We start from the raw sequence: 11,764 nt of genomic DNA, 5'->3' as shown, positions 1-11,764 counted from the left end.
ATCGCACGGGCCCTTTGTCTTTGAGTGACGCGACCGGCTTCAGAAGATCCGCGAGAAGATCACGTACAGCGTGCCCGACAACAGGATCGCGACGGGCAGGGTCAGCACCCAGGCCATCAGCATGTTCCTGATGGTGGCGACCTGGAGACCCGAACCGTTCGCGGCCATGCTGCCGGCGACGCCGGACGACAGCACGTGGGTCGTCGAGACCGGCAGGCCGAACATGTCGGCGGCGCCGATCGTGGCGGCGGCGACCAGCTCGGCAGAGGCGCCCTGCGCGTAGGTCAGGTGGGTCTTGCCGATCTTCTCGCCGACGGTGACGACGATGCGCTTCCAGCCGATCATGGTGCCGAGGCCGAGCGCGATCGCAACTGCGACCTTCACCCAGGTCGGGATGAACTTGGTCGCGCTGTCGAGGCCGCCCTTGTAGGCGTTCAAGGTCGCGACCTCTTCCTTGTTGAGGTCGTTTTCCTTGTCCTTCATCAGGAAGCGGATCGCTTCCGAGGTCAGGTACATGTCGTTGCGGGTGTTGCCGACGACTTCCGCCGGCACCTTGTTCAGCGAGCCGTATTTCGCCTGGTCGCCGACATCCTTCACCAGCACTGACAGCGAAGGGTAGGTGCCTTCGCCGATGTGATGCGAGGTGACGTACTGCGTCACCGCGGGACGGGGGTCGCCGATGATCGCATGACCGGCGCCCTTGGCCGCAACCACCTTGGAGGCGGCATCCGAGACCTTCGCGAACTGGGCGACCTGCGATTCCGGCAATGCGCGGTTGAGCGCATAGGCGGTCGGCACGGTGCCGATCAGGATCAGCATGATCAGGCCCATGCCCTTCTGTCCGTCGTTCGAACCATGGGCGAAGCTGACGCCGGTGCAGGTCAGGATCAGCAGGCCGCGAATCCAGATCGGCGGGGCTTTGTTGCCCTCAGGGGCGGCATAGAGCGTCGGGTTCTTGATGATCACCTTGAGGAGCAGCAGCAGGCCGGCGGCGCAGACAAAGCCGACCAGCGGCGACAGCAAGAGCGCATAGCCGATCTCCGTGGCCTTGCCCCAGTCCACGCCCGAGGTGCCGTCGCGGCCGCGCACCAGCGCGTTCGCCACGCCGACGCCGATGATCGACCCGATCAGCGTGTGCGAGGAGGACGCCAGCAGGCCGAAATACCAGGTGCCGAGGTTCCAGAGGATCGCGGCGATCAGCAGCGCGAACACCATCGCGAAACCGGCGTTTGAGCCGACCTGCAGGATCAGCTCCACCGGGAGCAGCGAGACGATGCCGAACGCCACAGCCCCGGTCGACGTCAGCACGCCGAGGAAGTTAAAAAGGCCGGACCACATCACTGCGAATTCCGCCGGCAGCGAGTGGGTGTAGATCACGGTCGCAACCGCGTTGGCGGTGTCGTGGAAACCGTTGACGAATTCGAAGCCGAGCGCGATCAGGAGCGCAACGATAAGGAGGATATAGGGCAGATAGCTCGTGACCCGGGTACCGGTCGCATCGACATCGGAATAAATGCTGTAGGCCACATAGAGCAGGCCCACGGCAAGAATGCCGAAGAACAGGATCATCGTCAGCGGATTGAAGCCCTTGTCGAGATTTGGCCGCGAGGCCGGCTGGATCGGCGCGGGATCGGCTACCGCGTGGTCGAATGCAACATCGGTCATGTCTGGACGCCCCTTAGCTCTGTAAGGGCTATTGTCCCCGATGGATTTGAAGGCTGGATGACAACCAGGGCTTGAAAGCCGTTTTCCCGCCTGTATTTAGGCGGCGCGCGCCGCTTTCTTCTGCAGACTGGCGGCGATTTTCAGATCTTCGACAAAGCGCTGATATTCCAGCACCTTGGCTTCCGGATCGGGCAGCCGCAGCAGATAGGACGGGTGCACCGTCACCAGGGCCTTGTGACCGTCGGGAAGGTCGATCAGCCGGCCGCGGGTCTTGCCGATCGGGGTGATCTTGCCGAACACGCTCTGCGCGGCAGTCGCGCCCATCGCGACGATGAGATCGGGCTGGATTACGGAGACTTCCCGCTCATACCACTGCCGGCAGGCCTTTATCTCCGGCGTATTTGGCTTCTGATGCAGGCGGATTTTGCCGCGCGGCACGAATTTGAAGTGTTTCACCGCGTTGGTGACATAGACCTTCTTGCGGTCGACGCCGGCTTCCGCCAGTGCCCGGTCCAGCATCTGGCCGGCCGGACCGACGAAGGGATGGCCGGCGAGATCTTCCTTGTCGCCGGGTTGCTCGCCGACCAGCACGATATTGGCGGACTTCGGGCCTTCGCCGAATACGGTCTGCGTCGCGTCCTTGTAGAGCGGGCAGGCGCGGCAATGCGCAGCCTCCTCGCGGAGCGCTTCGAGATCGTCGGTGGCGGACTTACGTTTCATCGGAGCCTCCGGTCGCTTCTGAGGCTTGTGTGGATCGGTTGCGGCATTGGCGATCATGGCGCCGGTCATGCGTTCGGCGTCCTCGATCAGAGGCTTAATGATCGAAGCCTCGGGCAGGTTCCTCCAGTATTTCTTCGGCATCTCGGCCTGCATCGCCTTCACCTTGAGGCGGGCCGGATTGAAGATGCTGGCGTAGTAACGCCGCCAGGTTTCCTCCAGCCGATCTTCGCCCGGCGCCTCGCGCTTGCTGACGCCAGACGTGAACGAGAGCGCGTGGCCGTCCCAATGTGCGCAGAGATCCGGCGTCAGGATCGACCATGGCATGTCGGCAAAACGTTTGGCGAAGAACGGCGCGGCGAGCTCGACGATGTGATGCTCCGGCTCGAACCAGGCGACGTAATGTGCTTCGCGTTCCCGGCCGATCTCGCGGAAGCGCACGAAGGCATGCATCTTGTGCTCGTCGCGGTAGACCGCCTTTGCCATGGCCGTGACTTGCGCGACATCGGGATCGGTCGCGACCTCGATGAGGTCGTGATTGTTCTTCAGCCGAACCAGCAGACGATAAAGGATCGCAAAACGCTCGCCGTCGCGATGGAGGATCGCGGCCTTGGCGAGTTCTACGAATTTTGCCGGCACGTTGAAGGTGCCATTGCCGCCCTCCGGCAGCGGAGACGGCGAGGACGGCGCGAACAGCTCAGCTTCGCCGCCCTGCACGGCCCAGGTGATATCGGCGGGCTTCACCTGATGAAGCACGAGCGCACGCGCGGTTTTGCGCCAGCCGTCGAAATCGGTTTCGGTGTCGAGGGTGATGTATTGCATCAGAAGCCAAACCCCAGTTGCGTTGCTTTCGGTTTGAACCGTTCGATCAGCCGTGCCTCGTCGAGGCGATGCGGCGTGGGCCGGTGATCGCTGAGGACGATGAACGGCAGCGCCTTATTGCGGGGCACATGCAGCCGTGCGAGATCGGAGACGCGGATGGTGGTCGTGCGCCGCGTCGCGATGATGCGCTCGACCGTCTTGGTGCCGAAGCCCGGCACGCGTAACAATTCCTCGCGGCTGGCGCGGTTGACGTCGAGCGGGAAGCGGTCGCGGTGGCGCAGCGCCCAGGCGAGTTTTGGATCGATGTCAAGCGGCAGCATCGCGCTGTCGTCGACGATCTCGCCGACATCGAAGCCGTAGAACCGCATCAGCCAGTCGGCCTGGTAGAGTCGGTGCTCGCGCAGCAAGGGCGGCGCGCGCAGAGGCAGCGCGCGGCTGGCGTCGGGGATCGGGCTGAACGCGGAATAGTAGATGCGCCTCAGCCTGTATGAGCCGTAGAGATTGGCGCTGGTGTGGAGAATGGTGTGGTCGGAGGCCGCGTCGGCGCCGACGATCATCTGCGTGCTTTGGCCTGCCGGCGCGAAGCGCTGCGGCCTGGCTTTCGTTTTCGCGCTACGGTTTTCCTCGGCCTCGTCCAGCTTCAGCCGCAGCCGGCCCATGGTGCGGCGGATCGCGCGCACGTCTTTCTCGGGCGCGAATTGCTGGAGGCTCGCCTCTTCCGGCATCTCGATGTTGATGGAAAGACGATCGGCATATTTGCCGGCCTCGGAGATCAATGCATCGTCGGCCTCCGGGATTGTCTTGAGATGGATGTAGCCGCGGAAGTGATGCTGCTCGCGCAGTTTTCGCGCGACGCTCACCACTTGCTCCATGGTGTAGTCGGGGCTGCGGATGATGCCGGAGGAGAGAAACAGCCCCTCGATGTAATTGCGCCGGTAGAAGTCGAGCGTCAGCTTGACCACCTCGTCGACGGTGAAGCGGGCGCGCGGCACGTTGGAGGAGGCGCGGTTGACGCAATAGAGGCAATCGTAATTGCAAGCGTTGGTCAGCAGCACCTTGAGCAGCGAGATGCAGCGGCCGTCCGGGGCGTAGGAATGACAGATGCCCATGCCGGGCGCGGTCGAGCCCATGCCCTTGCCGTCGCTGGAATCCCGCCTTTCGGTGCCGCTGGAGGCGCAGGACGCGTCGTACTTGGCGGCGTCTGCCAGAATCTCCAGTTTGCGTTGCACGTCCATGTGTGAATCCCTTTGATTCTGCTTATGAATCCCGAAGAGTCCCAATTCGATTGACTCTTGGGGCGCCGTTAGCTTTATATTAGAACATACCATGAACAATTGAGCCAGCCGTTGGTTCTCTTTTGAGAGCACCGGCAATCATCCCTGAAGGAGCGGCGAGCATGCAGAGCGCGATCAGCAAAAGTGGTCGCCGGTTTTGCGTCCGATCGCGCTCTTCTTTTTAAGAGGGCGCATGATCTTGTCGCCAAACCGCTCACACTTTGGCGGATCATGCGCCACCGCACGAACAAGCGCGCTTGCGACCTTGCGCGGCCAGATCGAGCGCATCGAGACGGCGGAGGTCGTGCATCAGCGCGATCGCATCGCGCTTGGTCACGGCGCGGCCGACGGCGCGTTGAAGGGCGGGCTCGCGCGCGCGGCGATCCACGAGGTGTTTTGCGAGGGACGTCAGGGCGCGGCCGCGACGGGCTTTGTCACGGGACTTGCGGGGCGCGTGACGGCGCGCAAACCGCTGCTATGGGTGCGGCAGGATTTTTCGGACATTGAAACCGGCGCGCTGTCGATGAGCGGGCTCGCCGAGATCGGCCTCGATCCGCGCCGCGTGGTGATGGTGCGCGCCGCCGATGTGGAGAGCGCGCTACGCACCTCGGCCGATGCGCTCGCCTGCGATGCGCTGGGTGCGGTCGTGCTCGAGCTCTGGGGCGAAACCAGGCAGTTCGATCTCGTGGCGAGCCGCAAGCTGACGCTGGCCGCGCAATCTTCAGGCGTGACTGGCCTGTTGCTGCGGATGGCCGCGCAACCTTTGCCATCGACCGCGGAGACACGATGGATGCTGCGCGCGGCGCATTCGACGCCGGGGTCGGTGTGGAGTGCCTGGGGCGCGCCGCGCTTCGATGCCGAGCTCCTGCGCAATCGTCATGGCCCGTGCGGCCGGTGGATCATGGAATGGAAATGTGATGAGTGCCAGTTCTCTGAACCGCCGGCGTATCCTCAGCCTGTGGCTGCCGCGCCTGCCCATCGACCGGATCCAGCGGTTCTTTGGCAACGCCGGACTGCATAAGAATAACGAGCCCAGCATCGTCGTTGCCAAGGACAACAGCGCGCTGGTGATCCATGCGCTGGACGAGGCCGCCGAGCGCCTTGGTCTGTATATCGGCCAGCCCTTGGCCAATGCCCGGGCGATGTGTCCGGATTTAAAGGTGTTCGACGCCGATGTCGTGACCGATGCGAAGACGCTCAGCGACATCGCCGACTGGTGCGATCGTTTCACGCCGCTGGTGGCGCTCGATCCGCCGCACGGGTTGTTTCTGGACATCACCGGCTGTGCGCATCTGTTCGGCGGTGAGACTGCGTTGTTGCAGACCCTCGTCCGTGCCCTCGATCGCCAGGGCTTTGCCGTCAGCGCGGCGATCGCCGGCACCTCGGTTTGCGCACGCACGCTGACGCGCCAGGTCACGGGCACCATCGTCGCCGATGGCAGGGAGGCGGCGGCGATCAGCCGGTTTCCGGTGTCCGCGCTTGGTGCGGGCGAGGCCATCACCACGGGCTTGCGTCGCGCCGGCCTGAAGACCATCGGCGATGTCGCCTCCCGCGAGCCACATGAAATCACGGCGCGGTTCGGTGCGCGGTTCTCCACGCTGCTCGCGCATGCGCTGGGGCAGGGCGATGCGCCGATCAGCCCGCGGAAGCCGCCGCCCGACTACATCGTGGAAAAACGCTTTGCCGAGCCGATCGCCACCGACACCATGATCGCGATGACGCTGTCGCGGCTCGCCGACACGCTGATCGCGGCGATGGAGAAGCAAGGCAAGGGCGCGCGCCGCCTGGAAGCAGCCTTCTTCCGCACCGACGGCGCGGTGCGCGCGATCATGGTCGAGACCGGACGTCCCGTGACGCGAAGCGCCGTCGTCGACCGGTTGTTCCGCGAGCGCCTCGATGCGCTCGCCGATCCCCTCGATCCCGGCTTCGGCTTTGACATGGTGCGGCTGTCGGCGAGCCGCACCGAGATCGTGGTGCAGGAGCAGCGCGATCTCGACGCCCATGTCCACGACAATGACGAGCTTGCCGCGCTGATCGACCGCATCGCCGCGCGCATCGGCGGAAAGCGCGTCGTCGTGCACCTGCCGCAGGATACCCATATCCCCGAATGTGCGGTGCTGGCCGCGCCGGCGCAGCATCATCTCGCCGTGGCCATGCAGGCCGAATGGCCCGCGCGCACCGAGAGTGAGCCGCCGCTGCGTCCCTTGCGGCTGTTCGACAAGCCCGAGCCGGTTACGGTGCCGTTCGCGACCGTGCCCGACGGCCCGCCGCATCAATTCACCTGGCGCCGCGCGCAGCATGCGGTGGTGCGGGTCGAAGGGCCCGAACGCATCGCCATGGAATGGTGGCGGCAGGACGGCAAGCAACTGACGCGGGACTATTTCCGTATCGAGGATGCCGAGGGCCTGCGCTTCTGGATCTTTCGCGACGGTCTTTACGAAGGGGAGTGCTTCGATGACGACGGCAAGCCCGTTCCTCCCGGTTGGTATGTGCACGGTCTCTTCGCATGAATACGCCCGCTTATGCCGAGATCGGCATCACCACGAATTTCTCCTTCCTGCGCGGCGGCTCGGATCCGCGCGCCTATGTGCATCAGGCCAGTATCCTCGGCATTCCCGTAATCGGCATCGCCGATCACAACACGCTGGCCGGTGTGGTGCGCGCTTACAAGGAGCTCGACAATGACAAGGTGCTGCACAAGCCAAAGCTGCTGATCGGCACGCGCATCGTCTTTATCGACGGTACGCCCGATATTCTGGTCTATCCGTGTGACCGCGCCGCCTATGGCCGGCTGTGCCAGCTTCTCACCCGGGGCAAGCGTGGCGACGACATCACGCGGATCGAGAAGGGCGAGTGCCATCTCACCTTCGCCGATCTGCTTGCGTTTTCCGAAGGTCAGCTCCTGATCCTGACGCTGCCGCATCGCTTCGATGCGGCGCAAGCGCAGGACATTCTCGCCAAGCTGAAGGCGAGCCGCGCCGAGGGCGTGTGGCTGGCGGCGAGCCTGATCTATCGCGGCGACGACCGGCGCCGCCTCGCGCAGCTCGATGATCTCGCCGCAAAAGCAAAAGTGCCGCTGCTTGCGACCAACGAGGTGCTCTATCACGATGCCGGCCGCCGTCCTCTCCAGGACGTGCTGACCTGCATCCGGGAAAAAACCACGATCGAGGCGATCGGCCGGAGGCTGGAAGCCAATGCAGAGCGGTTTCTGAAGACACCCAGGGAGATGTCGCGGCTGTTCCGCGATTTCCCTGAGGCTATCGCGGAGACCATGCGCTTTGCGGACAAGATCACCTTCTCGCTCGACCAGCTCAAATACCAGTATCCGGACGAGCCGGTGCCGCCGGGGAAGTCCGCGCAAGGGCATCTGGAGGATATGACCTGGGCGGGTGTCGACAAATATTTCGATGGCGAGATCGACGACAAGCTGCGTGCCACCCTGAAGAAAGAGCTCGCGCTGATCGCCGAGCTGAAATACGCGCATTACTTCCTCACCGTGCACGACATCGTGCATTACGCGCGCAGCCAGAACATTTTGTGCCAGGGGCGGGGATCGGCGGCGAATTCGGCGGTCTGCTACGTGCTCGGCATCACCTCGGTCGACCCGACCAAGGTCGATCTGCTGTTCGAGCGCTTCATCTCCAAGGAGCGGCTGGAGCCGCCCGATATCGACGTCGATTTCGAGCATTCGCGGCGCGAGGAGGTGATGCAATATGTCTACCGCCGCTACGGCCGCCACCGCGCCGCGATCATCGCCACCGTCATTCATTATCGCCCGCGCAGCGCCATCCGCGACGTCGGCAAGGCGCTGGGCCTGACCGAGGACGTGACCGCCGCACTGGCCGACACCGTCTGGGGCAGCTGGGGCAAGGGCCTCAACGACATGCAGGTCAGGCAGGCCGGCCTCGATCCGCAAAACTCCATGATCAACCTCGCGGTCGAGCTGGCGACCGAGCTGATCGAATTTCCGCGTCATCTGTCCCAGCATGTTGGCGGTTATGTGCTCACGCAAGACCGGCTCGACACCTATGTGCCGATCGGTAACGCCGTGATGGACGATCGCACCTTCATCGAATGGGACAAGGACGATGTCGACGCGCTCAGCATGATGAAGGTCGATGTGCTCGCGCTGGGCATGCTGACCTGCATCCGCAAGTGTTTTGATCTGATCGACCAGCACAAGGGTGAGCGCTGGGTTCTGGCGAGCGTCCCGCAGGACGACCGCAAAGTCTACGACATGCTGTGCCTCGGAGAATCGCTCGGCGTGTTCCAGGTCGAAAGCCGCGCACAGATGAACATGCTGCCACGCCTGAAGCCACAGACCTTCTACGATCTCGTCATCGAAGTCGCGATCGTGCGGCCGGGACCGATCCAGGGCGACATGGTGCATCCGTATCTGCGGCGGCGGAAAATGCGGCCCGAGGATATCGAATATCCCTACCCTAAGGGTGGCAATAAAGATGAGCTTCGAGACGTTCTGTACAAGACGCTTGGTGTTCCTCTTTTCCAGGAGCAGGCCATGCGAATTGCGATCGTGGCCGCAGAATTTACCCCGGAAGAGGCGAACGGATTGCGTCGTGCCATGGCGACGTTTCGCAACGTTGGTACCATCGGCAATTTCGAAGAGAAAATGATCGGCAACATGATTCGCAGAGGTTACGATCCGCAATTTGCAAAAAACTGCTTCGAGCAGATCAAGGGGTTTGGCTCCTATGGCTTCCCGGAAAGTCACGCGGCGAGCTTTGCGCAGCTTGTCTACGTCTCTTCATGGCTGAAGCTTCATCATCCCGATGCGTTCTGCTGCGGTCTCCTGAACTCGCAGCCAATGGGCTTTTACGCCCCGGCGCAAATCGTCAGCGACGCCCGCAAGAACGGCGTCGAGGTGCGCGACATCGACGTGTCTCATAGTTCCGCACAAAACACGCTGGAAAATACAGAAGGCAAGTATTGTGCTGTCCGTCTCGGTTTCCGCCAGATCGACAGCTTTCACTGGCTCGATCCGGATGAGGACGCACTCAAAAAACAACAGGCAGAGCGGCAGGGCAAGAAATACGTCAGCCAGGAAGACTGGGCCGACCGCATCGTCGCCGCCCGCAACCGCCGGCCCTTTACCTCGCTGGAAGACTTCGCCCGCGACACCGGACTGCCCAAGCGCGCGCTGATCCTGCTCGCCGATGCCGACGCGTTCCGCTCGCTCGGGCTCGACCGCCGCGAGGCGCTGTGGCAGGTGCGGCGCCTGCCCGACGATGTGCCGCTGCCGCTGTTCGAAGCGGCCACCGCACGCGAGCAGCCGGACGAGCACGCCAAGCCGTTGCCGGTGATGCCGCGCGCCGAACAGGTGGTCGCAGACTACCAGACCATTCGCCTTTCGCTCAAAGGCCATCCGATGGAATTCTTGCGCGAGATGTTTACGCGCGAGCGCATCGTCGCCTGCAAGGACATCAATCATGAGAACGAGCGGCGCCGCGTGCGCTGTGCCGGCGTCGTCCTGGTACGGCAGCGGCCGGGCAGCGCCAGCGGCGTCGTGTTCATGACGCTGGAGGACGAAACCGGAATCGCCAATGTCGTGGTATGGCCCAAGATCATGGAGCAGTACCGCAAAGAGGTGATGGGTGCGCGCCTCATCCTGGTCGAGGGCTACATCCAGAGCAGCCCCGAAAAGGTGACGCACCTTATCGCCCAGCGCATGATCGACCGTTCGCACGATCTGGTCGGCCTCGCCAACGACGCCCTGAGCCGCAAGCACCCGGTGCCGGCAGGCGCCGCCCTGATCGAGCCGCTCAACGACGATCCCCGCGCCCATGCGGATGCGCCCGCGCAAAAAATCCGCCACCCCCGTAACGTCCGCATCCTGCCGCCGTCGCGGGATTTTCACTGAGGTTGTGAAAAATCGATCTCCCTCATGCTGAGGAGGCCGCCCAGCGGCCGTCTCGAAGCACGTGGCCACCAGCGGGGCCTTCATCCTTCGAGACGCCGCGTAAGCGCGGCTCTTCAGGATGAGGAACTGCTAAAAATTCACCCGGTTCGAAATCGCGCCGTCCACCACCAGATTGGAGCCTGTGGTGAACGCCGACACCGGGCTTGCCAAGAACACCGCCGCGCTCGCGATTTCCTGCGGGGTCGCCATGCGGCCGGTCGGATTGCGGCTCATCGCATCTTCGTAGCGTTTTGGCATGTTCTGTTCGATCATGTTCCAGACGCCGCCCTTGAAGTAGACGGTGCCGGGCGAGACCACGTTGACGCGGATCTTCTTCTTTGCGTATTGCCGCGCCAGCCCCTTGGCCATGTGGATCAGTGCCGCCTTGATCGGGCCGTAGGAGCTGGCGAGATCGGCCTGTGCCGCTGAGATCGAGGAGATGATGACGAAGGCGGCGTCGCCACTCTTCTCACCGCTGGCCTCGAGAAACGGCCGCGCGGCGTCGAACGCATGGACGGCGCCGAGCAGGTCGAGCCGAAAATTCTGCTCCCACGATGCGGCATCATGGCCTTGCGCCATCGCCCCCGCGTTAGAGAACAGCATGTCGATGCCGCCAAGCTCCTTTGCAGCATTCTCGATCCAGGATTTCAGCGCCGTGCCGTCGGTGACGTCGACGGGGCCGCCGGTCGCGCGGATCCCGCTGGCCTTCAACTCCGTGACGGTGGCGGCAACCTGATCGGCGTTGCGTGCACACACCGCGACATTGGTGCCTTCGCCGGCCAGCGTCGCCGCAATTGCCCGCCCGATGCCGCGCGTGCCGCCGAGCACGATGGCGTTCTTGCCTTTGAGACCGAGATCCATTGTTTGGCTCCTTCTTGTTGATGCAGGGTATTGTAGCTGTTTCGGAGGATATGCTGAACTCTCCAATTCGTCATTGCGAGCGCAGCGAAGCAATCTAGAAATGCATCCGCGGAAACAATCCGGATTGCTTCGTCGCAAGGGCTCCTCGCAATGACGAATTGGAGAGAGGCGGGCCCTCACTCCGGTGCCGCCCCCACCGGCGGGCCGCCGGGCGGGCGGTGCAGGAAGGTCAGCGAGGCGTAGGCGCCGGCCCAGGAGCCGATCGCCGCGAAAGCCACATAGAAAGCGTTTTCGGTGTAGCTGATCACGGCGTAGGAGGAGAGCATGTACCAGACCGCGCTCCAGTTCGCCGCGGGCACGCGCTTGCGCGCGATCACGGCCGAGGTGAACATGACATAGACCGCGTCGGTGGCTGCCGTTGCGATGAACACGGCGCCTGCGGTGAGGGGATCGATGGCGGCCATTGCATTTCCTTCCGGGATAGTGAGAAGTTCGCAAAACTAAAGGG

At 63.4% G+C, this 11,764-nt stretch carries 8 protein-coding genes; 3 read left to right on the top strand and 5 right to left on the bottom strand.

Annotated features, from left to right (window positions below; all coding sequences use genetic code 11):
* Window positions 1-39: 39 nt before the first annotated feature.
* The 3 genes from ABIB06_RS13060 to ABIB06_RS13050 all read right to left on the bottom strand — a co-directional run bounded on the left by ABIB06_RS13060 (window position 40) and on the right by ABIB06_RS13050 (window position 4,439).
* A complete protein-coding gene (locus ABIB06_RS13060) occupies window positions 40-1,665 on the bottom strand; it encodes an inorganic phosphate transporter (RefSeq protein WP_354047069.1) in 1,626 nt (541 codons plus the stop codon).
* 96 nt (window positions 1,666-1,761) lie between these two features.
* Window positions 1,762-3,204, bottom strand: coding sequence for a UdgX family uracil-DNA binding protein (locus ABIB06_RS13055; RefSeq protein ID WP_354047071.1), 1,443 nt, complete (start codon window positions 3,202-3,204; stop codon window positions 1,762-1,764).
* On the bottom strand, window positions 3,204-4,439 hold the full coding sequence (locus ABIB06_RS13050) for a putative DNA modification/repair radical SAM protein (protein WP_247349868.1): 1,236 nt from the start codon (window positions 4,437-4,439) through the stop codon (window positions 3,204-3,206). Before ABIB06_RS13050 ends, ABIB06_RS13055 begins: the two co-directional genes overlap by 1 nt.
* A gap of 232 nt (window positions 4,440-4,671) precedes the next feature.
* On the opposite strand from ABIB06_RS13050, the gene ABIB06_RS13045 reads away from it, so the two are divergent.
* From ABIB06_RS13045 to ABIB06_RS13035, 3 genes are read left to right on the top strand one after another with little or no spacing between them, the layout of a single operon-like run.
* Window positions 4,672-5,499 carry an ImuA family protein gene (locus ABIB06_RS13045; protein ID WP_354047073.1) on the top strand — a complete coding sequence of 276 codons (828 nt, stop codon included), beginning with the start codon at window positions 4,672-4,674 and terminating at the stop codon, window positions 5,497-5,499.
* A complete protein-coding gene (locus ABIB06_RS13040; RefSeq protein ID WP_354047075.1) occupies window positions 5,396-6,988 on the top strand; it encodes a Y-family DNA polymerase in 1,593 nt (530 codons plus the stop codon). The genes ABIB06_RS13045 and ABIB06_RS13040 overlap by 104 nt, the downstream gene beginning before the upstream one ends.
* Window positions 6,985-10,356, top strand: a complete 3,372-nt coding sequence (locus tag ABIB06_RS13035; protein WP_354047077.1) for an error-prone DNA polymerase — start codon at window positions 6,985-6,987, stop codon at window positions 10,354-10,356. The genes ABIB06_RS13040 and ABIB06_RS13035 overlap by 4 nt, the downstream gene beginning before the upstream one ends.
* A gap of 129 nt (window positions 10,357-10,485) precedes the next feature.
* On the opposite strand, the gene ABIB06_RS13030 is transcribed toward ABIB06_RS13035, so the two are convergent.
* Entirely contained in the window at window positions 10,486-11,256 is a 771-nt protein-coding gene (locus ABIB06_RS13030; RefSeq protein WP_354047079.1) for an SDR family NAD(P)-dependent oxidoreductase, read from the bottom strand.
* Between the two features lie 176 nt (window positions 11,257-11,432).
* A complete protein-coding gene (locus tag ABIB06_RS13025; protein ID WP_092024185.1) occupies window positions 11,433-11,720 on the bottom strand; it encodes a hypothetical protein in 288 nt (95 codons plus the stop codon).
* Window positions 11,721-11,764: the final 44 nt, after the last annotated feature.

It is taken from the genome of Bradyrhizobium sp. LB8.2 (assembly GCF_040548035.1).
Lineage (GTDB): Bacteria > Pseudomonadota > Alphaproteobacteria > Rhizobiales > Xanthobacteraceae > Bradyrhizobium.
This window is presented reverse-complemented; position numbering and strand designations above follow the sequence as displayed.

Bases quoted from the DNA above. Each gene is read 5' to 3' on its own strand.
- ABIB06_RS13060 (WP_354047069.1), bottom strand. From the start codon at position 1,665: ATGACCGATGTTGCATTCGACCACGCGGTAGCCGATCCCGCGCCGATC.
- ABIB06_RS13055 (WP_354047071.1), bottom strand. From the start codon at position 3,204: ATGCAATACATCACCCTCGACACCGAAACCGATTTCGACGGCTGGCGC.
- ABIB06_RS13050 (WP_247349868.1), bottom strand. From the start codon at position 4,439: ATGGACGTGCAACGCAAACTGGAGATTCTGGCAGACGCCGCCAAGTAC.
- ABIB06_RS13045 (WP_354047073.1), top strand. From the start codon at position 4,672: ATGATCTTGTCGCCAAACCGCTCACACTTTGGCGGATCATGCGCCACC.
- ABIB06_RS13040 (WP_354047075.1), top strand. From the start codon at position 5,396: ATGAGTGCCAGTTCTCTGAACCGCCGGCGTATCCTCAGCCTGTGGCTG.
- ABIB06_RS13035 (WP_354047077.1), top strand. From the start codon at position 6,985: ATGAATACGCCCGCTTATGCCGAGATCGGCATCACCACGAATTTCTCC.
- ABIB06_RS13030 (WP_354047079.1), bottom strand. From the start codon at position 11,256: ATGGATCTCGGTCTCAAAGGCAAGAACGCCATCGTGCTCGGCGGCACG.
- ABIB06_RS13025 (WP_092024185.1), bottom strand. From the start codon at position 11,720: ATGGCCGCCATCGATCCCCTCACCGCAGGCGCCGTGTTCATCGCAACG.